Origin of the sequence: Pseudomonas sp. R2-37-08W, from assembly GCF_003851705.1 — a bacterium.
Lineage (GTDB): Bacteria > Pseudomonadota > Gammaproteobacteria > Pseudomonadales > Pseudomonadaceae > Aquipseudomonas.
The window spans coordinates 4,915,439-4,940,632 of record NZ_CP027728.1 but is presented as its reverse complement, the minus strand read 5'-3'; the positions used below and the strand labels follow the sequence as shown (position 1 = coordinate 4,940,632).

Below are 25,194 nucleotides of genomic sequence, written 5' to 3'. Positions count from 1 at the left end.
CTCAGTGCACCAGCATACCGGTGAACCAATACGCCTGCGCCAAGGTGATCAACCCGACGAGGGTGGCAAAAAACAGGCTGTGCTTGAGGGTGAAGCGAAACAGATCGGATTCCTTGCCCACCAGGCCGGTCGCCGCACAGGCCACGGCGATGGATTGCGGCGAAATCATTTTGCCGGTCACGCCACCACTGGTATTGGCCGCTACCAGCAAGGTGTCGTTAACGCCGATCTGGTGCGCGGTGGTCGCTTGCAACGAGCTGAACAGTGCGTTGGACGAGGTGTCCGAGCCTGTCAGGAAAACCCCAAGCCAGCCGAGGAAAGGTGAGAAGAAGGGGAAGGCAGCGCCGGTGCCGGCCAGGACCAAGGCCATGGTGGAGGACATGCCCGAGTAGTTGGTGACAAAGGCGAAGGCCAGCACCATACCGATGGACAGAATTGGCCAGCGCAGTTCGTAGAAGGTTTCTTTTAAAGTGGTAAGACCAGTTTTGAAGTCTATTTTCAGGACTGCCATCGAGATCAGCGCCGAAAAGAAAATCGCGGTACCGGTTGCTGAGATCGGGTCCAGCTTGAATATGGCCGGGATGGCGGTGGGGTTCGTTACGATCGGTGCGACTTTGATCACCAGTTGGTCCAGGTGCGGGATCGCAACGTTGAAGACCCAGCCGTACATCGAGCCGCCTGCGGCGAACATCGCTTTGAACGGCTTGAGTGTCCAGATGGTGACCAGCACGGTGAGGATCAGGAACGGCGACCATGCCTTGAAAATCTGCCCCAGGCTGTACGGCGAAACAACGGTGTTGCGCGGCAAGCCGAAGCCGCCAGCGCTGGCGGTAACCGCTGTACTCGAGGTGGCGCCGGCGATCTGCGCGCCGGCGCTGCGCTTGGGCTGCCAGACTTTCAGGAATAGGGTCAGGGCGATCAGGCTGGCCAGTGCCGAGGTGATGTCCGGCAGTTCCGGGCCGATGAAGTTGGATGTGAAATATTGGGTGACGGCGAAGCTCAGGCCCGCCACCAGGGCTGCGGGCCAGGTTTCGCGAACGCCGCGCAGGCCGTCCATCATGAACACCAGCCAGAAGGGCACGAACAACGAGAGCAGCGGCAGTTGGCGGCCGGTCATGGCACCGATCTTGAACGCGTCGATGCCGGTGACTTGGCCTGCAACGATGATCGGGATGCCCAGCGCGCCAAAGGCGACTGGGGCGGTGTTGGCAATCAGGCACAGGCCGGCGGCGTAGAGCGGGTTGAAACCCAGGCCGACCAGTAATGCGGCGGTGATTGCCACGGGCGCACCGAAACCGGCCGCACCTTCGAGGAACGCGCCGAAGCAGAAACCGATCAGCAGTACCTGCAAACGTTGATCGTCGGTAATCGACAGGACCGAGCTGCGGATCACTTCGAACTGACCGCTCTTGACCGTCAACTTGTAGAGAAATACCGCCGCCACAATGATCCACGCAATCGGCCACAAACCATAGGCAAAGCCGTAACCGGCGGCGGCCAGGGCCATGTCGACCGGCATCTGGAAGGCAAAGATGGCGACCAGGATCGACAGCGCGAGGGTGATGCTGCCGGCCACGTGCCCTTTGAGACGGAATACGGCCAGGGCCAGGAAGAAAAACACGATGGGGATAAGGGCGGCCAGTGCGGATACACCGAGGCTGCCGAGAGGGCTGTAGAGCTGTTGCCAGGTTTGCATATGGGGTGGCCCCTGATTGTTGTTGTTTGTATGGCTTGGGTAATTGGTAATACCAATTTACAACCGCTGTGGGCTAGATTAAGAGGCTTGTTGGGGGTGTGTCAATTTGCCGCCCGCGAAACTTTGGTCGTACAGCCGGGCGTGACTGTTCTGGTGGGGTGAATCGAAGGCGTTCTGATAGGTGCCGCGAGCGCGGCGATAGGCCAGAATAGAAGCCCCGGCGAGTGGTCGGGATGGTGGAGAGTGGGTTATGGGGTTTGATCAGGTGCGTCAGCGCCGTTTGTCTGACGATATCGTCGAGCAACTTGAGGGCATGATCCTTGAGGGCACGTTGAAGTCGGGCGAGCGCTTGCCGGCCGAACGTGCTTTGGCTGAGCAATTTGGCGTGTCACGGCCATCGCTGCGAGAAGCGATCCAGAAGCTGGCGGCCAAAGGGTTGCTGGTCAGTCGTCAAGGCGGTGGCAACTATGTCGTGGAATCCCTGGGGTCGACCTTTAGCGATCCTCTGTTGAATCTGTTGGAAAACAACCCTGAAGCTCAACGGGACCTGTTGGAGTTTCGCCAGACACTGGAAGCTTCTTGCGCGTATTACGCGGCATTACGAGCAACGGAAGTTGACCGTGAGCGGCTGACGGCGGCTTTCGAAGCGTTGCAGGATTGTTATGCGCGGGCTGACGAGGTAAGTCGAGTGGAGGAGGGCGCCGCAGATGCGCGGTTTCATCTGGCCATTGCGGAAGCGAGCCATAACGCCGTGTTGCTGCATACCATTCGCGGGCTATTCGATTTGCTCAAGCGTAACGTGGTGACCAACATTGGCGGCATGTATCAACAGCGCACCGAAACCCGCGACATGCTGATCAGTCAGCACCGCGATCTGTATTTGGCAATTATTGAAGGGCGAGCCGAGCAGGCGCGCGAAATTTCAACACGTCACCTGCTGTATGTGCAGGAAGTGCTGGAGGAGGTGCGTCAGGAAGTTCAGCGCGTAGCCCGGGCGGAGCGACGTAAAGGCATGTAGCCTCGGGCGGTGTTGCCCGAAGCTACAGGGTCACAAGGTTATTCTTCCTTGCCCTTGTTGCGCACCGCGCGATGCAATTCGCGATTGGAGTCGCGCTCGCGTTCGGTATCGCGCTTGTCGTATTCCTTCTTGCCCTTGCCCAGCGCAATCTCGCACTTGACCAGGTGCTTGCTCCAGTACCAGGACAAGCAGATGCAGGCGTAGCCTTTCTGTTGCACTGCCGCAGCGAGTTTTTCCAGCTCGCGGGCGTTGAGCAGCAGCTTGCGCGTGCGCACCGGGTCGGCAATCACGTGGGTGCTCGCGGTGGTCAGCGGGGTGATATGACTGCCAAGCAGCCATGCCTCGCCATCCTTGAGCAGCACATAGCTGTCGACCAGCTGCAGCTTGCTGGCACGCAGACTCTTTACTTCCCAGCCGGCCAGGACCAGACCAGCCTCGAACCGATGTTCGATGAAGTAATCGTGTCGCGCTTTTTTATTTTGCGCGATGGTCCCTGTGGGGTGTTTCTTTTGTTTAGCCATAGGGGCGGCATTATAGGGAGTTGCGAGCGAGTCGGCTACGGTCAACCTGCGTGCTTGAGCGTGTTCGATGAATCCCGGACAATGCCGGCAGTTCTTTGGTTTTTTTCTCTCGCGGATCTGGCTGTTCTTTCGCGATGTTTGCCCGCTCAGCTGTGGAAATAACGCTCACATGACGACGCATATTCAACGTTCGGCCCTGCTGCCCTATCCCGCGCAGGCGCTCTATGACCTGGTCAACGACGTGGCGCGTTACCCGGAATTCCTGCCGTGGTGCTCTACTGCCGAGGTGTTGGAGGGCGGTGATGAGTACATGGTGGCCAGCGTCGGCGTAGCCAAGGGTGGGCTTAGTCAGCATTTTGTTACGCGCAATGTGCTGGTACCTGGAAAATCCATCGAGATGAATCTGCAGGAGGGGCCGTTCACCCAGTTGCATGGGGTATGGGTATTCAAGGCGCTGACGGACAAGGCCTGCAAGATCAGCCTGGATCTATCGTTCGATTACGCCGGGCCTATTGTCCGGGCGACGTTGGGACCTTTATTCAACCAAGCGGCGAATACGCTGGTGGATGCATTCTGCCAGCGAGCCAAGCAGCTGCATGGTTGACATTGAAGTGGTGCATGCCGCCATTGAGCGCCAGGTGTTACTGGCGGTGGCGGTGCCGGAGGGCGCAAGCCTGAGGGCGGCGGTGCACATGTCGAGGATTGCTGAGCAGTTCCCGCAGTTGGAACTGGCTGAATGCCCGTTGGGAATCTTCGGTAAGGTGGTTGCCGACGCTGATACGCGTGCGGTGCAACCAGGTGATCGAATTGAAATCTACCGGCCGTTGCTGGCAGATCCCAAGGAAGTGCGCAGGCAGCGTGCGGCCAAAGCGGCGAAGGCCAGGCAGCAAGGGTCATAAATTAGCAAGCAACAAAAAGCCCGGCATGCCGGGCTTTTTGTTGAGTGTCGCCTTGTTACTGCGGGCTAGTGTCCAGAGGCTGTGGCGTCGGGACTGGCACGGTTTCCACGCCATCGACGTCTTTCTGGATCTGGTCCAGCAAGGAGCCTGGCTTGGCCGGCACCTCGGATTTCGGCTTCTCGGCTTCTTGTGCAGGGGCGGTCACGCTGGTGCCGCTGTCCTTGCCCAGCAGCGCTTCATCGCGGCTTACGCCAGGCATGAAGTCACCGGACAGGCTGACAAGCTGGTCACTGCCATTGAAGATGACACTGACGCGCTCCTGCTGGCGCTCACCGCCGCCAGGCTGGAGGCTGTAGAGATAATCCCAGCGATCGGCATGGAAAGTGTCGGTCAGCAGGGGATTGCCCATGATAAACCGTACTTGCCGTCGGGTCATTCCGGGGCGTAACTGGTCTATCATGTCCTGCGTGACGACATTGCCCTGCTGGATGTCGATTTTGTAAACCCCGGGGAATGAACAACCGGCGAGTGCGAGCAGTCCCACAAAGGTGAAACTGGTTAGCAAGAGCTTGGTGTTTTGCATCGGTGGGCGACTTCCACTATCTTGGCTGGGACAACGTAAACGCCGATCATACCCGTATTAAGAGAAGCTGCGAAGCAGCATCCGCGAGAAAGCTAACCATGGTTGAAAATAGCGAACTACGCAAAGCCGGTCTCAAAGTGACTCTGCCCCGAGTCAAGATTCTACAAATGCTCGATTCTGCTGAGCAGCGCCACATGAGTGCCGAGGACGTTTACAAGGCGCTGATGGAGTCTAATGAAGACGTCGGCCTGGCCACGGTTTACCGTGTCCTGACCCAGTTTGAAGCCGCAGGGCTGGTGGTTCGTCATAATTTCGACGGCGGTCATGCAGTGTTTGAATTGGCCGACGGCGGGCATCACGACCATATGGTTGACCTGGATACCAATGAGGTAATCGAGTTCACCAGCCCTGAGATCGAAGCGCTGCAGCATAAGATCGCTGAGGAGCATGGCTTCGATTTGGTCGACCATAATCTGGTGCTGTACATCCGTAAGAAAAAGTAAAAATCGACGCAGAGTTGCTCTGCGAAACGATTGAAGGCGACCCTAGGGTCGCCTTCGTGCTTTATATAAGAAGCAAAATGCTCGCCTCAAGCCTTCGCGGCGACGACCATTTTCTTAGCATGAGCCAAAGACTCCTTGGTCAAATCAATACCGCCAAGCATCCGCGCCACTTCTTCTACGCGCTCCGACTTGTTCAGCTTGGACACGGCCGTGCGCGTCGCGTCGCTGCCTCGCACCTTGTGCACGAACAAATGCTGATGCCCTTGGGCTGCCACTTGCGGTAAGTGGGTCACCGTAAGCACCTGGCCTCGATCCCCCAGGCGTCGCAACAACTGGCCAACAATCTCTGCAGTTGGCCCGCCAATACCTACGTCCACTTCGTCAAACACCAGTGTCGGTACGCGCGAGGTTTGCGCGGTGATGACCTGGATGGCCAGGCTGATCCGTGAAAGCTCGCCGCCGGAGGCAACCTTTGCCAGGGCTTTGAGCGGTTGCCCCGGGTTGGCACTGACCAGCAGCTCCACCTGTTCCAGGCCATGGGGTTGCAGCTCATGGCTGGTGTTGGCGTTCAACTGGATGGTGAAGCGACCACCGGGCATGCCCAGGCGCTGGATTTCCTGTTCCACGGCGCCGGCCAGGCGGGTGGCGGCCTGCTGGCGAAGCTCGCTCAGCTCGCGAGCCTTTTCCTGATAATGCCGAGCGAAGGAGGCGAGTTCTTCGCCGAGGCGTTCAATGGACTCGTCGTTCGCGTTCAGGGTTTCGATTTCATCCAGCAGTTTTTGCTGCATCGCCGCCACTTCGGTTGGCTGGATTCGATGCTTGCGCGCCAGGGTGTAGATGGTGTCCAGGCGCTCTTCTATTTCCTGCAGGCGCGCCGGGTCGGCGTCGAAATGATCCAGAAAGCGATTCAGCTCGCCCACCGCTTCCTCCACCTGGATCTGCGCACTGGTCAACAATGTGGTGGCTTCACTCAGTGAGCCGGATGCGTTATTCACGCTGGACAGCCGATTGAGGCTCGCCGTCAGTGCGTTAAGCACATTGCCGGAATCGCTTTCGCTGCATTGCTCGACCACCTGGCGACAGATACCCAGCAGTGTTTCGGCGTTGGTCAGGTTCTTGTGTTCCTGTTCAAGCTGCTCCAGCTCGGTCTCGCCCAGGCCCAGGCTTTCCAGCTCTTCGAGTTGATAGCTGAGGAGTTGGTGGCGAGCGCGTTGCTCGTCGCCGGAATTGGAAAGGCGCTCCAGTTCCTGGCGCGTCTGCCGCCAGCGTTGAGCGGCCAGGTGAACCTGACGGGCAAGTTCGGTGGCGCCGGCGTACTCATCGAGCAAGCGGCGATGGGTGTCGGTTTTAAGCAGGGATTGGTGTTCATGCTGGCTGTGAATATCGATCAGCAATTCGCCCAGGGCTTTGAGGTCGCCAAGGGGGCAGGGCGTACCATTGATGTAGCCGCGTGAGCGTCCTTCGGCGGTGATCACCCGGCGCAGAATGCACGGCCCTTCATTGTTGAGGTCGCGCTCGGCCAGCCAGGCCTCGGCTTCGGGAATGTCGACCAGGTCGAAGGTGGCCAAGATATCGGCCTTATCGGCGCCGGGGCGCACCACGCCGCTATCGGCGCGGTCGCCGAGTGTCAGGCCCAGGGCGTCGAGCATGATCGACTTGCCGGCGCCGGTCTCGCCTGTGATTACGCTCATGCCGCGATCCAGTTCGAGATCCAGATGTTCAACGATGGCGTAGTTATGTACGGACAGGTGCACGAGCATGAACGTCGCTCCCAGGCTTTAGGTCTGGTTATTTATACAGTGTTTTGTTCTGAGCTGACAATCCTGACGCTTAGCTCGATTTGCTTGATCGATGTGTTTTTTTAGCGCGATTAGGAATGTAGAGGCAGGAAATGATCCAAGGCATGCGAAAGACTTTTGGTAACGCCTGCGCCCTTGAACCTGAAAATTGTGGCCCCATATACCGGAACAGAAGCGCGAGTTGAGTTCGCGCATGATTTTGAAAGGAGAAATCTATGGCTGACGAACAGACGCAGGATACGCAAACGCCAGACGCCAATTCGGCTGCCGGTGATGAACTGGCAACTCGTGTGCAAGTGCTCGAAGAGCAGCTGGCCGCAGCGCAGGATCAGTCGTTGCGTGTTGCCGCCGATCTGCAGAACGTCCGCCGTCGTGCCGAGCAGGACGTAGAAAAGGCTCACAAATTCGCGTTGGAAAAATTCGCCAACGACCTGCTGCCGATTATTGACAGCCTGGAGCGTGGCCTTGAATTGTCCAACCCGGACGACGAAAACATCCGCCCTATGCGCGAAGGGATCGAACTGACCCTGAAAATGTTCCAGGACACCCTGAAGCGTTATCAGTTGGAAGCCATCGATCCGCAAGGCGGTGAGCCGTTCAACGCGGAGCACCACCAGGCAATGGCGATGCAGGAAAGTCATGACCTTGAGCCTAACAGCGTATTGAAAGTGTTCCAGAAGGGCTACCTGCTCAATGGCCGCTTGTTGCGCCCGGCGATGGTCGTGGTGAGCAAGGCGCCTGCACCCGTTTCGCCTTCTATTGATGAGCAGGCTTGAAATCCGCCGCAAGGCCCCCATTTATAAGTCAAGCGTTTAAGTGCTACCGCAGTTAGCCACAACTGCTGCGGCATCCAAATTCAAGTTTCGGGAGAGTGAATCATGGGCAAAATTATCGGTATCGACCTGGGGACCACCAACTCGTGCGTCTCGGTCATGGAAAACGGCAAAGCCAAGGTTATCGAAAACGCTGAAGGCGCGCGTACCACGCCGTCGATCATCGCTTACGCCAACGACGGCGAGATCTTGGTCGGTCAGTCGGCCAAGCGTCAGGCTGTTACCAACCCGCACAACACCCTGTACGCGGTAAAACGTCTGATCGGTCGTAAGTTCGACGAAGAAGTCGTACAGAAAGATATCAAGATGGTGCCTTACAAAATCGCCAAGGCTGACAACGGTGACGCCTGGGTTGAAGTAAATGGCAACAAGATGTCTGCGCCGCAGATTTCGGCAGAAGTCTTGAAAAAGATGAAAAAAACTGCCGAAGACTACCTCGGTGAGACCGTGACCGAAGCGGTAATCACCGTTCCGGCCTACTTCAACGACAGCCAGCGCCAGGCGACCAAAGACGCCGGCCGCATCGCGGGCCTGGACGTAAAACGTATCATCAACGAACCTACCGCAGCTGCCCTGGCCTACGGTATGGACAAGGCCAAAGGCGACCACACTGTGATCGTTTATGACCTGGGTGGCGGTACGTTCGACGTTTCGGTCATCGAAATCGCTGAAGTTGACGGCGAGCACCAGTTCGAAGTGTTGGCCACCAACGGCGATACCTTCCTGGGTGGTGAAGACTTCGATATCCGTCTGATCGACTACCTCGTTGACGAATTCAAGAAAGAAAGCGGCATGAACCTCAAGGGTGACCCGCTGGCGATGCAGCGCCTGAAAGAAGCTGCTGAGAAAGCCAAGATCGAATTGTCGTCGAGCATGTCCACCGACGTGAACCTGCCGTACATCACTGCAGACGCTACCGGCCCTAAACACTTGAACGTGAAGATCTCTCGCGCCAAGTTGGAAGCACTGGTTGAAGACCTGGTTCAGCGCACTATCGAACCATGCCGCATTGCGCTGAAAGACGCCGGTATCGACGTTGGCTCCATCAACGACGTGATCCTGGTCGGTGGTCAGACGCGTATGCCGCTGGTACAGCAGAAAGTAACCGAGTTCTTCGGTAAAGAAGCACGTAAAGACGTGAACCCGGACGAAGCGGTTGCCATGGGTGCTGCCATCCAGGGCGCGGTATTGGCCGGTGACGTGAAAGACGTGCTGCTGCTGGACGTCAGCCCGCTGACCCTGGGTATCGAAACCATGGGTGGCGTAATGACTGCGCTGATCGAGAAAAACACCACGATTCCTACCAAGAAATCCCAAGTGTTCTCGACTGCCGATGACAACCAGGGCGCCGTGACCATTCACGTGCTGCAAGGCGAGCGTAAGCAAGCTGCCCAGAACAAATCCCTGGGTAAATTCGATCTGGCCGAGATTCCACCAGCTCCACGTGGTGTGCCGCAGATCGAAGTAACCTTCGACATCGACGCCAACGGTATCCTGCACGTTGGTGCGAAAGACAAGGCTACCGGCAAAGAGCAGAAGATCACCATCAAGGCCAACTCGGGCCTGTCTGATGAAGAAATTCAACAGATGATTCGTGATGCTGAAGCCAACGCTGATGCGGATGCCAAGTTTGCCGAGCTGGCTGGCGCCCGTAACCAGGGTGATGCGCTGGTTCACTCGACGCGCAAAATGGTCGCTGACGCTGGCGACAAAGTGACTGCCGAAGAGAAAACTGCAATCGAAGCTGCCGTGGTTGCTCTGGAAGCCGCTATCAAAGGCGACGACAAGGCTGCTATCGAAGCCAAGGTTGAAGAGCTGTCGAAGGTGTCCGCGCCAGTGGCTCAGAAAATGTACGCCGAGCAAGGCCAGCCGGCCGAAGGTGCTGCACAACAAGCAGAGCCTGAAGCCAAGCACGACGATGTGGTCGATGCCGAGTTCGAAGAAGTCAAAGACCAGAAGTAACTTGGTCGCCCGGTTGACCGCTCACAAGCGGTGACTGGTAGGATGTCGCCGCGCGGGAGCTTGCTCCCGCGTTGGCGTGTCTGGGGTATGCGAATTTTTACAGTATGCGACAGCGTTCGGATGCTGGCGGTGTGATCGGGAATGCTCCTGCTTTCCGAGCAGTAAATGCCGCGTTTTTAGTCGGGTGGCCGGCTAAAGAGTAGTAATGACCAGGATCGTTGAATTGACGTGAGTTGGGTCCGGGCCTGCATTGGGGCTCAACGAGTTTGGCGAGGCTCAGGAGGGTCTGGCTGAACGTCCTTAAGAGTGCAAAGACTTATGGCAAAGCGTGACTATTACGAAGTATTGGGTGTGGAGCGTGGCTGCGCCGACGCGGACCTGAAAAAGGCTTACCGCCGGCTGGCAATGAAGCACCACCCGGACCGTAATCCGGATAGCAAAGAATCCGAAGAAATGTTCAAAGAGGCCAATGAGGCCTACGAATGTCTGTCTGATCCCAACAAGCGTGCAGCCTACGACCAGTATGGGCATGCCGGTGTCGACCCAAGCATGGGCGGCGGCGGTGCCGGTTTTGGTGGGCAGAACTTCTCCGATATCTTCGGTGATGTGTTCAGTGATTTCTTCGGCGGTGGCCGCGGCGGCCAGCGTGGCGGTGCCCAGCGTGGCAGCGACTTGCGCTACACCTTGGAGCTGAACCTGGAAGAAGCCGTGCGCGGCACCAGCGTCAATATCCGTGTACCGACGCTGGTCAACTGCAAGCCGTGCGACGGTTCGGGTGCAAAGAAAGGCTCTTCGCCCATCACCTGCCCGACCTGCGGTGGTATCGGTCAGGTTCGTATGCAGCAGGGCTTCTTCTCGGTGCAGCAAACCTGCCCGCGCTGCCATGGCCAGGGCAAGATCATCTCCGACCCGTGCGACTCTTGCCATGGCGAAGGCCGTGTCGAAGAGTACAAGACGCTGTCGGTGAAAGTACCGGCGGGCGTGGATACCGGCGACCGCATTCGTCTGTCGGGCGAGGGGGAGGCGGGTGCCCAGGGTGGGCCCACGGGCGACCTGTACGTGGTCATCAATGTGCGCGAGCATTCGATCTTCCAGCGCGATGGCAAGCATCTGTTCTGTGAAGTTCCGATCAGCTTTGTCGATGCGGCACTGGGCGGCGAGCTGGAAATTCCGACCCTTGACGGGCGGGTCAAGCTCAAGATCCCTGAGGGCACGCAGACCGGCAAGCAGTTCCGTATCCGTGGCAAAGGCGTTGCGCCAGTGCGCGGTGGTGGGGCGGGCGACTTGATGTGTCGTGTGGCGGTAGAAACGCCCGTCAATTTGAATCGCCGTCAGCGCGAGCTGCTTGAAGAGTTTCGCAGTTCGTTAGCGGGTGATGACTCCCACTCGCCAAAAACCACGGGCTTTTTCGATGGCGTGAAGCGCTTCTTCGGCGACCTGTAAGGAATTGAGTATGCGACGTATAGCCGTAATGGGCGCTGCCGGGCGCATGGGCAAAACGCTGGTCGAAGCGGTGCAGCAGCGCTCGCCGGCGTCCGGGCTGACCGCGGCGATCGTTCGCCCGGGCAGCACGTTGATCGGTGCGGATGCCGGTGAGTTGGCCTCGCTGGGCCGTATCGGCGTTTCGTTGTCCGGCAACCTGGAGCAGGTGGCTGACGAGTTCGACGTATTGATCGATTTCACGCTGCCGGAGGTGATGCTGAAAAACTTGGCGTTCTGTCGTAAGGCAGGCAAGGCGATGGTCATCGGTACCACCGGTTTGACGGCTGAGCAGAAGCAATTGCTGGTAGAGGCGGGCAAGGATATCCCTGTGGTCTTCGCTGCGAACTTCAGCGTGGGGGTGAACCTTTCCCTCAAGTTGCTGGACATGGCCGCTCGCGTATTGGGTGATGAGGCGGATATCGAGATTATCGAAACCCACCATCGTCACAAGATCGATGCCCCGTCCGGAACCGCTTTGCGCATGGGCGAGGCTATCGCCGATGCATTGGGGCGTGACCTGTCGAAAGTGGCGGTGTATGGCCGCGAGGGGCACACCGGTGCCCGCGCGCGCGACACCATTGGGTTTGCGACAGTGCGCGGTGGTGATGTCGTGGGTGATCACACCGTGCTGTTCGCCACTGAAGGCGAGCGCCTTGAGATCACGCACAAGGCTTCCAGCCGCATGACGTTCGCCAAGGGTGCGGTACGTGCTGCGCTCTGGCTGGAGGGGCGCGAGCCTGGGCTGTACGACATGCGCGACGTGCTCGACCTGCATTAATCAGTAGCTTAAACAGGGCCTCAAGCTTATGCTTAGGCCCCGTTTTTACCCGCTAGGCGACGCCCTGTCGCATTCTCCTGCCTTTAAGGCTCATTAGCGGTGGACCCAAAAAGCCTTTTTCTGTAAGCTACAGCTTTAGTGTGTCCACTAAAAGCGCGCAGAATTATTCGGTGAAGAAGCGGGGTGACGTGTCCATACGTCACTCCGCTTTTTTACAACCTGCGATCGCCCTTTCAGGCTTTATTTACGGGAGGTCTTCTTGACTAAGCCAGCCATACTCGCCCTTGCTGATGGCAGCATTTTTCGCGGCGAAGCCATTGGAGCCGACGGTCAAACCGTTGGAGAGGTAGTGTTTAACACTGCCATGACCGGCTATCAGGAAATCCTTACCGATCCTTCCTACGCCCAACAGATCGTCACCCTGACCTATCCGCACATCGGCAACACCGGTACTACACCGGAAGACGTCGAGTCTGATCGTGTCTGGTCGGCAGGTCTGGTGATTCGTGACCTGCCTCTGGTGGCGAGCAACTGGCGTAACACGATGTCGCTGTCCGATTACCTGAAAGCCAACAACGTGGTGGCGATCGCCGGTATCGATACGCGCCGCCTCACGCGCATCCTGCGTGAAAAAGGCTCGCAGAATGGCTGCATCATGGTCGGTGACAATATCTCCGAAGAGGCGGCGATTGCCGCGGCGCAAGGGTTCCCTGGTCTGAAGGGCATGGACCTGGCGAAAGTCGTCAGCGTCAAAGAGCAGTACGAATGGCGCTCCACTGTCTGGGACCTGAAGACCGACAGTCACGCGACCATCGACGCGGCCGAGCTTCCATACCATGTGGTTGCCTACGACTACGGCGTCAAATACAACATCCTGCGCATGCTGGTTGCGCGGGGCTGCCGCGTAACCGTGGTGCCTGCACAAACCCCGGCCAGTGAAGTGCTCGCCCTGCAGCCGGACGGTGTGTTCCTGTCCAACGGCCCAGGCGACCCCGAGCCATGCGACTACGCCATCCAGGCGATCAAGGAAGTGCTGGAAACCGAGATCCCGGTATTCGGCATCTGCCTGGGCCACCAGTTGCTGGCCCTGGCTTCCGGCGCCAAGACCCTGAAAATGGGGCACGGCCACCACGGCGCCAACCACCCGGTGCAGGATCTGGATACTGGCGTTGTAATGATCACCAGCCAGAACCACGGTTTTGCGGTGGATGAAGCGACCTTGCCGGCTAACGTGCGCGCCATTCACAAGTCGCTGTTCGACGGCTCCCTGCAAGGCATCGAGCGCACCGACAAGAGCGCGTTCAGCTTCCAGGGCCACCCTGAAGCCAGCCCGGGCCCGAACGACGTAGCGCCGCTGTTCGACCGTTTCATCAATGAGATGGCCAAGCGACGCTGACTGAGCGGCGTGCGGGCGGCCCCTGACTTCGGTGGCCCCCGCAGGCTCTTCAAGGATTGTTCAAGACGGCTTGCCGACTGACCTGCGGATTTGAGTGACAAACCCATGCCAAAACGTACAGACATAAAAAGCATCCTGATTCTCGGCGCTGGCCCGATTGTGATCGGCCAGGCCTGCGAATTCGACTACTCCGGCGCCCAGGCCTGTAAAGCCCTGCGCGAGGAGGGCTACCGCGTCATCCTGGTGAACTCCAACCCGGCCACCATCATGACCGACCCGGCCATGGCCGACGCCACCTACATCGAACCGATCAAATGGCAGACCGTTGCCAAGATCATCGAGAAAGAGCGTCCGGACGCGCTGTTGCCGACCATGGGCGGCCAGACCGCACTGAACTGCGCCCTGGACCTGGAGCGCGAAGGCGTCCTGGAAAAGTTCGGCGTAGAGATGATCGGTGCCAACGCCGACACCATCGACAAGGCTGAAGACCGTTCGCGTTTCGACAAGGCGATGAAGTCCATCGGCCTTGATTGCCCGCGCTCCGGTATCGCCCACAGCATGGAAGAGGCCAACGCCGTTCTCGAAAAGCTCGGCTTCCCGTGCATTATCCGTCCGTCCTTCACCATGGGCGGCACCGGTGGCGGCATTGCTTACAACCGTGAAGAATTCGAAGAAATCTGCGCCCGTGGCCTGGACCTGTCGCCGACCAAAGAGCTGCTGATCGACGAATCCCTGATCGGCTGGAAAGAATACGAGATGGAGGTTGTCCGCGATAAGAAGGACAACTGCATCATCGTCTGCTCCATCGAAAACTTCGACCCGATGGGCGTGCACACCGGTGACTCGATCACCGTTGCTCCAGCGCAGACCCTGACGGACAAGGAATACCAGATCATGCGTAACGCCTCGTTGGCGGTATTGCGTGAGATCGGCGTTGAAACCGGTGGTTCCAACGTTCAGTTCGGCATCTGCCCGGACACAGGCCGCATGGTCGTGATCGAGATGAACCCGCGTGTATCGCGCTCTTCGGCGCTGGCCTCGAAAGCGACCGGTTTCCCGATTGCGCGTATCGCTGCCAAGCTGGCGATCGGTTACACCCTGGACGAGCTGCAAAACGAAATCACCGGCGGCGCCATGCCGGCCTCTTTCGAGCCGTCCATCGACTACGTTGTGACCAAGCTGCCGCGCTTTGCCTTCGAGAAATTCCCCAAGGCTGATGCGCGCCTGACCACCCAGATGAAGTCTGTCGGTGAAGTCATGGCAATCGGCCGCACGTTCCAGGAATCCCTGCAGAAAGCCCTGCGCGGCCTGGAAGTCGGTGTTTGCGGCCTGGACGAAAAGCTCGACCTGGGCAACCCGGAAAGCATGAGCATCCTCAAGCGCGAGCTGACCGTGCCGGGCGCCGAACGTATTTGGTACGTGGCTGACGCTTTCCGCGCCGGCCTGAGCGTCGAAGATATCTTCGGCATGAACATGATCGACCCGTGGTTCCTGGTGCAGATCGAAGACCTGATCAAGGAAGAAGAGAGGGTCAAGACCCTCGGTCTTTCGTCTATCGACCGCGACCTGATGTTCCGCCTCAAGCGCAAAGGCTTCTCCGACCAACGCCTGGCCAAGCTGCTGGGTGTGACCGAGAAGAACCTGCGTACCCATCGTCACAAGCTGGATATCTTCCCGGTCTACAAGCGCGTTGACACCTGCGCAGCCGAGTTCGCCACCGACACCGCGTACATGTACTCCACCTATGAGGAAGAGTGCGAAGCCGCACCGTCGGACCGCGACAAGATCATCATCCTGGGCGGTGGTCCGAACCGTATCGGCCAGGGCATCGAGTTCGACTACTGCTGCGTACACGCCGCCCTTGCACTGCGCGAAGACGGGTACGAGACCATCATGGTCAACTGCAACCCGGAAACTGTTTCCACTGACTACGATACTTCCGACCGCCTGTATTTCGAGCCGGTAACGCTGGAAGACGTATTGGAAATCTGCCGCGTCGAGAAGCCAAAAGGCGTAATCGTCCAGTACGGCGGGCAAACCCCGTTGAAACTGGCGCGTGCCCTGGAAGCGGCTGGCGTGCCGATCATCGGTACCAGTCCGGACGCCATCGACCGCGCTGAAGACCGCGAGCGCTTCCAGCAAATGGTTGAGCGCCTGAACCTGCGCCAGCCGCCGAACGCCACCGTGCGCAGCGAAGACGAAGCCATCCGCGCAGCCAGCAAGATCGGCTACCCGCTGGTGGTGCGTCCGTCCTACGTACTGGGCGGCCGTGCGATGGAGATCGTCTACGAAGAAGACGAGCTCAAGCGCTACCTGCGTGACGCGGTGAAAGTGTCCAACGACAGCCCTGTGTTGCTTGACCACTTCCTCAACTGCGCCATTGAAATGGACGTAGACGCGGTGTGTGACGGTACTGACGTCGTGATCGGCGCGATCATGCAGCACATTGAACAGGCTGGCGTTCACTCCGGTGACTCCGCCTGCTCGCTGCCGCCGTACTCGTTGCCTGCGCATATCCAGGACGAGATGCGCGAACAGGTCAAGAAAATGGCCCTGGAACTGGGTGTGGTCGGCCTGATGAACGTACAGTTGGCGCTGCAAGGCGAAGACATCTACGTCATTGAAGTCAACCCGCGCGCTTCGCGTACCGTGCCGTTCGTGTCCAAGTGCATCGGTGTGTCCCTGGCTATGATCGCTGCCCGCGTGATGGCCGGTAAGACATTGAAGGAAATCGGCTTCACCAAGGAAATCATTCCGAACTTCTACAGCGTGAAAGAGGCGGTGTTCCCATTCGCCAAGTTCCCTGGCGTGGACCCGATCCTCGGCCCAGAGATGAAGTCCACCGGTGAAGTGATGGGCGTGGGTGACACCTTCGGCGAAGCATTCGCCAAGGCCCAGATGGGCGCCAGCGAAGTGCTGCCGACCGGCGGTACCGCGTTTATCAGCGTACGTGATGACGACAAGCCACTGGTTGCGGGTGTAGCCCGTGATCTGATCAACTTGGGCTTTGAAGTCGTGGCTACCGCCGGGACCGCCAAGCTGATCGAAGCTGCCGGCCTGAAAGTGCGCCGCGTGAACAAGGTGACGGAAGGCCGTCCGCACGTGGTCGACATGATCAAGAACGACGAAGTCACGCTGATCATCAACACCACCGAGGGTCGCCAGTCGATCGCGGACTCCTACTCCATTCGCCGTAATGCCTTGCAGCACAAGATCTACTGCACCACCACCATTGCTGCAGGCGAAGCCATCTGCGAAGCGCTCAAGTTCGGTCCGGAAAAGACCGTGCGTCGCTTGCAGGATCTACACGCAGGATTGAAGGCATGATCAAATATCCAATGACCGTCCAGGGCGCCAAGGCCCTGGAAGAGGAGCACGCCCATCTGACCAAGGTCGTACGTCCAAAGCTGAGCCAGGACATCGGTACGGCCCGCGAGCTGGGTGACTTGAAGGAAAACGCCGAATACCACGCTGCTCGCGAGCAGCAGGGTATGGTCGAGGCGCGGATCCGTGACATCGAAGGCCGTATGCAGAATGCGGTGATCATCGACGTCACGACCATCCCGCACACCGGCAAGGTGATTTTCGGCACCACGGTGGAAATCGCCAACGTCGAGACGGATGAGCGCGTTGTCTACCAAATCGTGGGCGAAGACGAGGCTGACTTTAAACTCGGCAAGATCTCTGTTGGTTCGCCGCTGGCCCGCGCCCTGATCGCCAAGGAAGAAGGCGACGTGGTTGCCGTAAAAACGCCGAGCGGCGTGATCGAGTACGAGATTGTCGAAGTTCGTCACATCTGAAAGACGGCGCCCGCTTCGTGCGGGCGCCATGCTGTGGCAACTTTCCCAGATGCTTTGGGTGGGTGGCCTATGGTTGTTGCATATTGGCGTGTTGCCGGCGCTGGGTTTAATAGGCCTGGCACCCTTGCTGATCGATGAGATCGACGGCTTGCTGACTACGTTGCTGGTGAGTTTTGCCGCAGCATGCGTGACGCTCCAGGCGTTGGTGCTGGTCAAGGCTGAAGGCTTGGGGAGTTTGTGGCGGGATATTCGCGGCCAACTGCTGTTGATGGCACTGTACGCGTGCGCAATGTATTGCATTGTGCATGTGTGGCTGCCGCAAGCGTTGCGCTGGCAGTTGTTCAGCTATCTTGTGCTAGGGTTTTCTGGCTTGGTGCTGGCGATACAGCCTGCGCCGGGATGGAGTGGCGGGGCGCGCAAAGCACGCCCTTGACCCTTGTCATCATTTGAAGCGATGAACGTTCGACAATTGCTTGTTGACGTTGAAGTTCTTGCGATGCAGCAGCGCCATCTTGCCGATAACCTGAACCAGGTCCGCTTTGCCAACCTTGCACAGTTCTGCAATGGCGGCCAGGCGCGCTTCGCGATCAAGGATGTTGACCTTGATCTTGATCAGTTCATGATCATTGAGTGCGCGTTCGAACTCGGCTAACACACCTTCAGTCAAACCGTTGTCTGCCACAATCAGAACTGGTTTCAAATGGTGGCCAATGGATTTGTACTGTTTCTTCTGCTCTTGAGTGAGCGGCATAATCTGACCCCTGCGTCTGATCTTGTAAAAAGCGGCGGCCAGTTTACCCGAGCGAGTCCGGGACCGCCCAGTTAATCACGACCCGTTTTATTTTCGAGGTGGCCCGTGGCCCGTTCCAAAACCAGCCTTAAGTGGCTACAAGAACATTTCAACGATCCTTACGTCAAAAAGGCGCAGAAGGACGGCTACCGTTCCCGGGCCAGTTACAAGCTGCTGGAGATCCAGGACAAGGACAAACTGATCCGGCCTGGCATGAGCGTTATCGACCTGGGTGCTGCTCCCGGTGGCTGGTCTCAGGTGACCAGTCGTCTGATTGGTGGGCAGGGCCGCTTGATCGCTTCCGACATCCTGGAAATGGACAGCATCCCGGATGTGACCTTTGTTCATGGCGACTTCACTCAGGATGCCGTGCTCGCGCAGATCCTCGAGGCCGTCGGAAATTCGCAGGTAGACCTTGTGATTTCCGACATGGCCCCCAATATGAGTGGATTACCGGCTGTTGATATGCCGCGCGCCATGTTCCTGTGCGAATTGGCACTGGATCTGGCTGGACGGGTGTTGCGTCCGGGTGGTGATTTTCTGGTCAAGGTCTTCCAGGGCGAAGGGTTTGACGAGTACCACAAGAACATCCGCAAGCTGTTTGACAAGGTTCAAACGCGTAAACCTGACTCTTCCCGGGACAGGTCCCGTGAGCAATACCTGCTCTGCCGCGGCTTTCGCGGTGTGGAAGGCGCGGCGAGCGAAGAGCGTTTTTGAGGAATTCGAGGAGGGCGATAGGTTTTTTTATGTCGCTTTCGTCACGAAGCTTTACGAATATTGTGTAGTTAAAGTTTCACAAAGGGTTACAGACGGCGCCTGCCAGTGGTGTAGGTAATGTAGTAAGTTAGGCCGGTGAATATCATGCGAAGCGCGCGCCAGTAGCGGAGCTTGCTTCAGAGGGTAGTTAATTGAACGATATGGCAAAGAATCTGATCCTGTGGTTGATCATCGCGGCTGTCCTGGTGACGGTGATGAACAACTTCTCCAGCCCTAACGAGCCGCAGACCCTCAACTATTCCGACTTCATCCAGCAAGTTAAGGATGGCAAGGTCGAGCGCGTAGCGGTTGATGGCTATGTGATTACCGGCAAGCGTGTCGATGGCGACAGCTTCAAGACCATTCGTCCGGCCATTCAGGACAACGGTCTGATCGGCGACCTGGTAGATAACAAGGTCGTCGTGGAAGGCAAGCAGCCTGAGCAGCAGAGCATCTGGACCCAGCTTCTGGTAGCCAGCTTCCCGATCCTGGTGATTATCGCCGTGTTCATGTTCTTCATGCGCCAGATGCAAGGTGGTGCGGGAGGCAAGGGCGGGCCGATGAGCTTCGGCAAGAGCAAGGCACGGCTGCTCTCGGAGGACCAGGTGAAAACGACCCTGGCGGATGTCGCCGGTTGCGACGAAGCCAAGGAAGAAGTGGGTGAACTGGTCGAGTTCCTGCGCGATCCTGGCAAGTTCCAGCGCCTGGGCGGGCGTATTCCTCGCGGCGTGCTGATGGTCGGCCCGCCGGGTACCGGTAAAACCTTGCTGGCCAAGGCGATTGCCGGCGAAGCCAAGGTGCCGTTCTTCACCATTTCCGGTTCTGACTTTGTCGAGATGTTTGTCGGCGTCGGTGCCAGCCGTGTTCGCGATATGTTCGAACAGGCCAAGAAGCACGCGCCATGCATCATCTTCATTGACGAAATCGACGCCGTTGGTCGCCACCGTGGCGCCGGCATGGGCGGCGGTCATGATGAGCGTGAGCAGACCCTCAACCAGTTGCTGGTGGAGATGGATGGTTTCGAGATGAATGACGGCATTATCGTCATTGCCGCAACCAACCGTCCGGACGTATTGGACCCTGCGCTGCTGCGTCCAGGCCGTTTCGACCGTCAGGTGGTAGTGGGCTTGCCTGACATCCGTGGTCGCGAGCAGATCCTTAAAGTCCACATGCGCAAAGTGCCGATGGGCGACGACGTGGCTCCGGGCGTGATTGCCCGTGGTACGCCAGGCTTCTCGGGTGCCGACCTTGCCAACCTGGTGAACGAGGCTTCGTTGTTCGCGGCCCGTACCGGCAAGCGCATCGTTGAAATGAAAGAGTTCGAGTTGGCCAAGGACAAGATCATGATGGGCGCTGAGCGCAAATCCATGGTCATGTCCGAGAAAGAAAAACAGAACACCGCCTATCACGAGGCCGGTCACGCCATTGTTGGCCGCGTTGTGCCTGAGCATGACCCGGTCTACAAGGTGTCGATCATTCCGCGCGGTCGTGCGTTGGGTGTGACGATGTTCTTGCCGGAAGAGGATCGCTACAGCCTCTCCAAGCGTGCGCTGATCAGCCAGATCTGCTCGCTGTACGGCGGTCGAATCGCAGAAGAAATGACCCTGGGCTTCGACGGGGTGACTACCGGCGCTTCCAACGACATCATGCGTGCCAGCCAGATCGCACGAAATATGGTGACCAAGTGGGGCTTGTCGGAAAAACTCGGTCCATTGATGTATGCCGAGGAAGAAGGCGAGGTATTCCTGGGCCGTGGCGGTGGCGGTCAAAGCGCCAGTTTCTCGGGTGAGACAGCCAAGCTGATCGACTCCGAGGTGCGCAGCATCATTGACCAGTGCTACGGCACGGCCAGGCAGATCCTCACCGACAATCGCGACAAGCTGGACGCGATGGCAGATGCGCTGATGAAGTACGAGACCATTGATGCTGATCAGATCGACGACATCATGGCCGGTCGTACACCTCGGGAGCCGCGCGATTGGGAAGGTGGTTCGGGTACCTCGGGCACTCCGCCAGTGGTGCAGAATGAGCGTCCTGAAGCCCCGATCGGCGGCCCTGCAGCTGACCACTAAGGTTTGAAATGATTTTCGCGTCGTCCTCCACCCGGTTGCCTTGCGGCAACCGGGTTCTTGATTTGGCCCATACACATGTCATGGGCATTCTTAACGTCACTCCAGACTCGTTTTCCGATGGTGGTCGCTTCAGCCAGCAGGATGCCGCGTTACGTCATGCAGAGGCGATGGTGGCTGCCGGTGCAACGTTGATTGATGTCGGCGGTGAGTCAACCCGGCCTGGTGCTCGCGCTGTTTCTCCTGTGGAGGAGCTGGAGCGGGTGGCGCCGATTGTCGAGCGCATCGCCCGTGAGCTGGATGTGATCATCTCTGTGGATACCTCGACGCCAGCGGTGATGCGTGAAACCGCGCGCCTGGGAGCGGGGCTCATCAATGATGTGCGTGCGTTGCGGCGTGACGGTGCTCTCGATGCCGCTGCGGCGACTGGCCTGCCGGTGTGTCTGATGCATATGCTGGGCGAGCCCGGCAATATGCAGGATAATCCGCACTACGACGATCTGGTGGGCGAAGTCAGTGGTTTTCTTGCCGACAGGGTCGCTCAGTGCGCCTCCGTGGGCATTGGTCCTGAAAAGATCATCCTTGATCCGGGGTTTGGCTTCGCCAAGACCCTGCAACATAATTTAAGCCTGTTCAAGCATATGGAAGCCCTGCATGCCCTTGGTCGCCCCCTGTTGGTCGGTGTTTCGCGCAAGAGCATGATAGGGCAGGCCTTGAATCGCCCGGTTGGTGAGCGCTTGTTTGGCGGGCTCGCGCTGGCTGCGCTTGCCGTGACCAAGGGCGCTCGTATTTTGCGTGTGCATGACGTTGCCGAGACGGTGGACGTGGTGCGCATGATTGCCGCTGTAGAATCAGCCGAATAAGAATGATGGAGCACTCATGACTAAAAAATATTTTGGCACCGACGGTATCCGTGGTCGGGTCGGTGAATACCCGATTACGCCGGATTTCATGCTCAAGCTGGGTTGGGCGGCAGGTATGGCGTTCCGCAGCATGGGTGCGTGCCGCATCCTGGTTGGCAAGGACACGCGTATTTCGGGCTACATGTTTGAATCCGCGCTGGAGGCCGGTTTATCCGCTGCCGGCGCCGATGTAATGCTGCTGGGCCCCATGCCGACGCCGGCGATCGCCTACCTGACGCGTACCTTTCACGCTGAAGCCGGTATCGTGATCAGTGCTTCGCACAACCCCCATGATGACAATGGCATCAAGTTTTTCTCGGGACAGGGCACCAAACTGCCGGACGAGATCGAGCTGATGATCGAAGAGCTGCTGGATGCGCCGATGACGGTGGTGGAGTCCAGCAAGCTGGGCAAGGTGTCGCGCATCAATGATGCCTCCGGCCGCTACATCGAGTTCTGTAAGAGCAGCGTTCCGAGCAGCACCAGTTTTGCCGGGCTTAAGATTGTCGTCGATTGCGCCCATGGCGCGACCTACAAAGTGGCGCCGAGCGTATTCAAGGAGCTCGGTGCGCAGGTCACCGTGCTGTCGGCCCAGCCTAACGGGTTGAACATCAATGACAACTGCGGCTCCACGCACATGGAGCAGTTGCAGGCGGCCGTTCTGGCTGAGCACGCGGACCTGGGCATCGCATTCGATGGCGATGGCGACCGCGTACTCATGGTGGATCACACCGGCATGATCGTGGATGGCGATGATCTGCTGTTCATCATTGCCCGAGACTTGCATGAGCGGAACAAGCTGCAGGGCGGTGTCGTTGGCACCCTGATGAGTAATCTCGGGCTTGAGTTGGCGTTGGCGGAGCTGGGCATTCCGTTCATTCGCGCCAATGTAGGCGATCGTTATGTGATCGCCGAGCTGCTGGAGCGCAACTGGCTGGTGGGCGGTGAGAATTCGGGGCACGTGGTGTGCTTCCAGCACACCACAACGGGCGACGCTATCATCGCTGCGCTGCAAGTGCTTCTGGCCTTGCGTCGCCGTCAGGAAAGCCTGGCCCAGGCGCGGCAAGCGCTGCGCAAGTGTCCGCAGGTACTGCTCAACGTGCGTTTCGCCGGTGGCGCAAACCCGATCGAGCACCCTTCTGTCAAGGAAGCGTGCGAGCGCGTGACCCAGGCGATGGCAGGGCGTGGGCGTGTGTTATTGCGCAAGTCCGGCACAGAGCCTCTGGTGCGGGTGATGGTCGAGGGCGAGGACGAAACACAGGTTCGCGGCCATGCCGAAGACCTGGCAAAACTGGTAACTGAAGTTTGCGCCTGAATTCGGCTTGCCAGTGGTGATGTGGTTGGGTAACATCTGCGCCCACTTTGACCGACGGGGTACAGCATGCGTCGCACTATGGTAGCTGGTAACTGGAAGATGCACGGTACCCGCGCCAGTGTCGCTGAGCTGATCAATGGCCTTCGTCACTTGGCCTTGCCTAGCGGTGTTGATGTCGCGGTGTTCCCGCCTTGCTTGCATATCAACCAAGTGGTTGATGGCTTGAAGGGTAAGTCGATTCAGGTCGGCGCGCAGAATTCTGCGGTGGAGCCCATGCAAGGTGCGTTGACCGGTGAGATTTCGCCGAGTCAGCTGGTTGATGCGGGCTGTTCCTATGTGCTTGTCGGGCACTCCGAGCGTCGTCAGATGATGGGCGAGCGTGATGGGACCCTCAACCGCAAGTTCGCAGCGGCACAGGCTTGTGGCTTGATTCCAGTGTTGTGCATCGGGGAAACCCTTGAGCAGCGTGAGTCGGGCAAGACACTTGAAGTTGTTTCGCGTCAGCTGGGCAGCATCATCGAAGAGCTGGGTGTCGGTGCATTTGCAAAAGCGGTCATTGCTTACGAGCCGGTCTGGGCCATTGGCACCGGGCTGACTGCTACACCGCAACAGGCGCAGGATGTGCACGCAGCCATCCGCGCGCAGTTGGCGGCAGAGAATTCTGAAGTCGCACAAGGTGTGCGTCTTCTATACGGCGGCAGCGTGAAGGCGGCCAATGCGGTCGAACTGTTCGGCATGCCGGATATCGATGGGGGGCTCATTGGTGGAGCTTCCCTGAATGCAGATGAGTTCGGTGCGATCTGTCGCGCCGCGGGAAACTGAAAAAATGCTGGAAACAGTCGTAGTCGTTTTTCATCTGTTGGCTGCCCTGGGCGTAGTTGCCCTGGTTTTGTTGCAACAGGGCAAAGGTGCGGATGCTGGTGCGTCTTTCGGTGCAGGTGCTTCAAATACTGTATTCGGAAGCCAAGGTTCCTCTACCTTTCTTAGTAAGTTTACTGCTATACTTGCCGCCGGTTTCTTCATAACCAGCTTAGGGTTAGGTTACTTTGCTAAAGAGAAAGCTCATGTGCTGACTCAAGTAGGTTTGCCAAACCCAGCAGTGTTGGAAGTACCAAAAGCAAAACCGGCTTCTGATGATGTCCCGGTGCTTCAAGAGCAAAAGTCGGCTACTCCAGCGACTGACGTGCCTCCAGCTCAAGAGCAGAAGTAAGAAGGTTGTAAACGCTGTATTGCCGAGGTGGTGGAATTGGTAGACACGCAACCTTGAGGTGGTTGTGCCCATAGGGTGTAGGGGTTCGAGTCCCCTTCTCGGTACCAATTATCAGGAGAGCCCGCTGTTGCGGGCTTTCTTGTAGGTGGAAGGTTACATTGACCCAGTAAGGGATCGGTCGTATACTTCCGCCCCAGCTTTGTCGCGGGGTGGAGCAGTCTGGTAGCTCGTCGGGCTCATAACCCGAAGGTCGTCGGTTCAAATCCGGCCCCCGCAACCAGTTTTAGCGGAGCCCCTTTTAAGGGGCTTTTTGTTAGCTGGACACTTTCAACGCCGCTGTTCGACGGCGTTTCAAGGATGGGCGTTTCGCCCATTTTTTTATTTTGCACAGCATGCACATACATGCACGAGGGGGTTCAGGTGTCGAGCAAGCTAGAAGAGTTGCAGGCCTTGCTGGCCCCGGTGGTCGTGGCCCTAGGCTATGAATGCTGGGGTATTGAGTTTTCGGCTCAAGGTCGCCACTCAATGTTGCGCGTTTATATCGATAAAGAGGGCGGCGTGCTGGTGGACGATTGTGCCATTGTCAGCCGTCAGATCAGCGGTGTCCTGGATGTTGAAGATCCAATCGCCGTTGAATACACCCTTGAAGTTTCCTCGCCAGGCATGGAACGCCCACTGTTCACTATTGAGCAGTTTGCAAAATTTGCCGGTGAACAAGTGAAGATCAAGCTGCGCTCCCCCTTCGAAGGGCGACGCAACTTTCAGGGCCTTCTGCGCGGTGTAGAAGAGCAGGATGTCGTGGTGCAGGTAGAAGACCATGAGTTCCTGTTGCCGATCGATATGATCGACAAGGCCAACATTATTCCCAGTTTTGGCTGAGAC

The 25,194-nt window shown here is 58.2% G+C and carries 24 protein-coding genes and 2 tRNA genes; 21 read left to right on the top strand and 5 right to left on the bottom strand.

The genetic code is table 11. The features are described from left to right. Position 1: 1 nt before the first annotated feature. Positions 2-1,696, bottom strand: coding sequence for a lactate permease LctP family transporter (locus C4J93_RS22800; RefSeq protein WP_124371898.1), 1,695 nt, complete (start codon positions 1,694-1,696; stop codon positions 2-4). 250 nt (positions 1,697-1,946) lie between these two features. Between C4J93_RS22800 and C4J93_RS22795 the strand changes: the two genes are divergently transcribed. After that, complete coding sequence (locus C4J93_RS22795) at positions 1,947-2,714, top strand: GntR family transcriptional regulator (RefSeq protein WP_124364453.1); 768 nt, start codon at positions 1,947-1,949, stop codon at positions 2,712-2,714. A gap of 38 nt (positions 2,715-2,752) precedes the next feature. On the opposite strand, the gene smpB is transcribed toward C4J93_RS22795, so the two are convergent. After that, positions 2,753-3,235 (bottom strand): SsrA-binding protein SmpB, encoded by a 483-nt coding sequence (smpB, locus tag C4J93_RS22790; RefSeq protein ID WP_003176160.1) that lies wholly within the window; start codon positions 3,233-3,235, stop codon positions 2,753-2,755. A gap of 169 nt (positions 3,236-3,404) precedes the next feature. Here smpB and C4J93_RS22785 point away from each other — a divergent pair, with 169 nt between their 5' ends. Beyond that, complete coding sequence (locus tag C4J93_RS22785; protein ID WP_124368388.1) at positions 3,405-3,839, top strand: type II toxin-antitoxin system RatA family toxin; 435 nt, start codon at positions 3,405-3,407, stop codon at positions 3,837-3,839. Continuing rightward, the gene (locus tag C4J93_RS22780; protein WP_124430527.1) at positions 3,832-4,134 is read left to right on the top strand and encodes an RnfH family protein; all 303 of its coding nucleotides are present in this window, start codon (positions 3,832-3,834) and stop codon (positions 4,132-4,134) included. Before C4J93_RS22785 ends, C4J93_RS22780 begins: the two co-directional genes overlap by 8 nt. A 55-nt stretch (positions 4,135-4,189) precedes the next feature. Here C4J93_RS22780 and C4J93_RS22775 read toward each other — a convergent pair whose 3' ends face one another. Beyond that, entirely contained in the window at positions 4,190-4,717 is a 528-nt protein-coding gene (locus tag C4J93_RS22775; protein WP_124430526.1) for an outer membrane protein assembly factor BamE, read from the bottom strand. A 98-nt stretch (positions 4,718-4,815) separates the two neighbouring features. Here C4J93_RS22775 and fur point away from each other — a divergent pair, with 98 nt between their 5' ends. Continuing rightward, positions 4,816-5,220 (top strand): ferric iron uptake transcriptional regulator, encoded by a 405-nt coding sequence (gene fur / locus C4J93_RS22770; RefSeq protein ID WP_003194220.1) that lies wholly within the window; start codon positions 4,816-4,818, stop codon positions 5,218-5,220. Between the two features lie 86 nt (positions 5,221-5,306). On the opposite strand, the gene recN is transcribed toward fur, so the two are convergent. Next, the gene (gene recN / locus C4J93_RS22765; RefSeq protein WP_124430525.1) at positions 5,307-6,980 is read right to left on the bottom strand and encodes a DNA repair protein RecN; all 1,674 of its coding nucleotides are present in this window, start codon (positions 6,978-6,980) and stop codon (positions 5,307-5,309) included. A gap of 254 nt (positions 6,981-7,234) precedes the next feature. Here recN and grpE point away from each other — a divergent pair, with 254 nt between their 5' ends. From grpE to C4J93_RS22725, 8 genes are all read left to right on the top strand, one after another. Further along, entirely contained in the window at positions 7,235-7,795 is a 561-nt protein-coding gene (grpE, locus tag C4J93_RS22760; RefSeq protein WP_124371894.1) for a nucleotide exchange factor GrpE, read from the top strand. A 102-nt stretch (positions 7,796-7,897) separates the two neighbouring features. Next, positions 7,898-9,814 carry a molecular chaperone DnaK gene (gene dnaK / locus C4J93_RS22755; RefSeq protein WP_124364448.1) on the top strand — a complete coding sequence of 639 codons (1,917 nt, stop codon included), beginning with the start codon at positions 7,898-7,900 and terminating at the stop codon, positions 9,812-9,814. A gap of 318 nt (positions 9,815-10,132) precedes the next feature. Continuing rightward, positions 10,133-11,257 carry a molecular chaperone DnaJ gene (gene dnaJ / locus C4J93_RS22750; protein WP_124364447.1) on the top strand — a complete coding sequence of 375 codons (1,125 nt, stop codon included), beginning with the start codon at positions 10,133-10,135 and terminating at the stop codon, positions 11,255-11,257. 10 nt (positions 11,258-11,267) lie between these two features. Beyond that, entirely contained in the window at positions 11,268-12,074 is an 807-nt protein-coding gene (dapB, locus tag C4J93_RS22745) for a 4-hydroxy-tetrahydrodipicolinate reductase (protein WP_053137815.1), read from the top strand. Positions 12,075-12,333: 259 nt separating this feature from the next. After that, positions 12,334-13,470, top strand: a complete 1,137-nt coding sequence (gene carA, locus C4J93_RS22740) for a glutamine-hydrolyzing carbamoyl-phosphate synthase small subunit (RefSeq protein WP_124415615.1) — start codon at positions 12,334-12,336, stop codon at positions 13,468-13,470. 105 nt (positions 13,471-13,575) lie between these two features. Further along, entirely contained in the window at positions 13,576-16,797 is a 3,222-nt protein-coding gene (gene carB / locus C4J93_RS22735) for a carbamoyl-phosphate synthase large subunit (RefSeq protein ID WP_124430524.1), read from the top strand. Beyond that, positions 16,794-17,270, top strand: a complete 477-nt coding sequence (greA, locus tag C4J93_RS22730) for a transcription elongation factor GreA (RefSeq protein WP_124364443.1) — start codon at positions 16,794-16,796, stop codon at positions 17,268-17,270. The genes carB and greA overlap by 4 nt, the downstream gene beginning before the upstream one ends. A 28-nt stretch (positions 17,271-17,298) precedes the next feature. Further along, the gene (locus C4J93_RS22725) at positions 17,299-17,703 is read left to right on the top strand and encodes an MFS transporter (RefSeq protein ID WP_124430523.1); all 405 of its coding nucleotides are present in this window, start codon (positions 17,299-17,301) and stop codon (positions 17,701-17,703) included. 9 nt (positions 17,704-17,712) lie between these two features. Here C4J93_RS22725 and C4J93_RS22720 read toward each other — a convergent pair whose 3' ends face one another. Continuing rightward, positions 17,713-18,021 carry a YhbY family RNA-binding protein gene (locus C4J93_RS22720; RefSeq protein ID WP_124364441.1) on the bottom strand — a complete coding sequence of 103 codons (309 nt, stop codon included), beginning with the start codon at positions 18,019-18,021 and terminating at the stop codon, positions 17,713-17,715. A gap of 105 nt (positions 18,022-18,126) precedes the next feature. Here C4J93_RS22720 and rlmE point away from each other — a divergent pair, with 105 nt between their 5' ends. The 9 genes from rlmE to rimP all read left to right on the top strand — a co-directional run bounded on the left by rlmE (position 18,127) and on the right by rimP (position 25,191). Next, entirely contained in the window at positions 18,127-18,777 is a 651-nt protein-coding gene (gene rlmE / locus C4J93_RS22715; RefSeq protein WP_032862906.1) for a 23S rRNA (uridine(2552)-2'-O)-methyltransferase RlmE, read from the top strand. A 200-nt stretch (positions 18,778-18,977) separates the two neighbouring features. Continuing rightward, positions 18,978-20,888 carry an ATP-dependent zinc metalloprotease FtsH gene (gene ftsH, locus C4J93_RS22710; RefSeq protein WP_124364440.1) on the top strand — a complete coding sequence of 637 codons (1,911 nt, stop codon included), beginning with the start codon at positions 18,978-18,980 and terminating at the stop codon, positions 20,886-20,888. 8 nt (positions 20,889-20,896) lie between these two features. Continuing rightward, positions 20,897-21,748, top strand: a complete 852-nt coding sequence (gene folP / locus C4J93_RS22705) for a dihydropteroate synthase (RefSeq protein ID WP_124430522.1) — start codon at positions 20,897-20,899, stop codon at positions 21,746-21,748. A 16-nt stretch (positions 21,749-21,764) separates the two neighbouring features. Next, positions 21,765-23,102, top strand: coding sequence for a phosphoglucosamine mutase (glmM, locus tag C4J93_RS22700; RefSeq protein ID WP_124368380.1), 1,338 nt, complete (start codon positions 21,765-21,767; stop codon positions 23,100-23,102). A gap of 66 nt (positions 23,103-23,168) precedes the next feature. Then, entirely contained in the window at positions 23,169-23,924 is a 756-nt protein-coding gene (gene tpiA / locus C4J93_RS22695; protein WP_003194193.1) for a triose-phosphate isomerase, read from the top strand. Between the two features lie 4 nt (positions 23,925-23,928). Further along, on the top strand, positions 23,929-24,312 hold the full coding sequence (gene secG, locus C4J93_RS22690; RefSeq protein ID WP_010206600.1) for a preprotein translocase subunit SecG: 384 nt from the start codon (positions 23,929-23,931) through the stop codon (positions 24,310-24,312). A gap of 21 nt (positions 24,313-24,333) precedes the next feature. Further along, positions 24,334-24,419: transfer RNA gene (locus C4J93_RS22685), tRNA-Leu, on the top strand. Between the two features lie 96 nt (positions 24,420-24,515). Further along, positions 24,516-24,592, top strand: a tRNA-Met gene (locus C4J93_RS22680). A gap of 140 nt (positions 24,593-24,732) precedes the next feature. Then, the gene (gene rimP, locus C4J93_RS22675) at positions 24,733-25,191 is read left to right on the top strand and encodes a ribosome maturation factor RimP (protein ID WP_164484568.1); all 459 of its coding nucleotides are present in this window, start codon (positions 24,733-24,735) and stop codon (positions 25,189-25,191) included. Positions 25,192-25,194: the final 3 nt, after the last annotated feature.

Coding starts and splice junctions, on each gene's coding strand:
- C4J93_RS22800 (WP_124371898.1), bottom strand. CDS start 1,696: ATGCAAACCTGGCAACAGCTCTACAGCCCTCTCGGCAGCCTCGGTGTA.
- C4J93_RS22720 (WP_124364441.1), bottom strand. CDS start 18,021: ATGCCGCTCACTCAAGAGCAGAAGAAACAGTACAAATCCATTGGCCAC.
- C4J93_RS22775 (WP_124430526.1), bottom strand. CDS start 4,717: ATGCAAAACACCAAGCTCTTGCTAACCAGTTTCACCTTTGTGGGACTG.
- greA (WP_124364443.1), top strand. CDS start 16,794: ATGATCAAATATCCAATGACCGTCCAGGGCGCCAAGGCCCTGGAAGAG.
- dapB (WP_053137815.1), top strand. CDS start 11,268: ATGCGACGTATAGCCGTAATGGGCGCTGCCGGGCGCATGGGCAAAACG.
- ftsH (WP_124364440.1), top strand. CDS start 18,978: ATGGCAAAGAATCTGATCCTGTGGTTGATCATCGCGGCTGTCCTGGTG.
- C4J93_RS22780 (WP_124430527.1), top strand. CDS start 3,832: ATGGTTGACATTGAAGTGGTGCATGCCGCCATTGAGCGCCAGGTGTTA.
- secG (WP_010206600.1), top strand. CDS start 23,929: ATGCTGGAAACAGTCGTAGTCGTTTTTCATCTGTTGGCTGCCCTGGGC.
- dnaJ (WP_124364447.1), top strand. CDS start 10,133: ATGGCAAAGCGTGACTATTACGAAGTATTGGGTGTGGAGCGTGGCTGC.
- recN (WP_124430525.1), bottom strand. CDS start 6,980: ATGCTCGTGCACCTGTCCGTACATAACTACGCCATCGTTGAACATCTG.
- glmM (WP_124368380.1), top strand. CDS start 21,765: ATGACTAAAAAATATTTTGGCACCGACGGTATCCGTGGTCGGGTCGGT.
- C4J93_RS22785 (WP_124368388.1), top strand. CDS start 3,405: ATGACGACGCATATTCAACGTTCGGCCCTGCTGCCCTATCCCGCGCAG.
- smpB (WP_003176160.1), bottom strand. CDS start 3,235: ATGGCTAAACAAAAGAAACACCCCACAGGGACCATCGCGCAAAATAAA.
- grpE (WP_124371894.1), top strand. CDS start 7,235: ATGGCTGACGAACAGACGCAGGATACGCAAACGCCAGACGCCAATTCG.
- tpiA (WP_003194193.1), top strand. CDS start 23,169: ATGCGTCGCACTATGGTAGCTGGTAACTGGAAGATGCACGGTACCCGC.
- C4J93_RS22725 (WP_124430523.1), top strand. CDS start 17,299: ATGCTGTGGCAACTTTCCCAGATGCTTTGGGTGGGTGGCCTATGGTTG.
- dnaK (WP_124364448.1), top strand. CDS start 7,898: ATGGGCAAAATTATCGGTATCGACCTGGGGACCACCAACTCGTGCGTC.
- carB (WP_124430524.1), top strand. CDS start 13,576: ATGCCAAAACGTACAGACATAAAAAGCATCCTGATTCTCGGCGCTGGC.
- folP (WP_124430522.1), top strand. CDS start 20,897: ATGATTTTCGCGTCGTCCTCCACCCGGTTGCCTTGCGGCAACCGGGTT.
- C4J93_RS22795 (WP_124364453.1), top strand. CDS start 1,947: ATGGGGTTTGATCAGGTGCGTCAGCGCCGTTTGTCTGACGATATCGTC.
- fur (WP_003194220.1), top strand. CDS start 4,816: ATGGTTGAAAATAGCGAACTACGCAAAGCCGGTCTCAAAGTGACTCTG.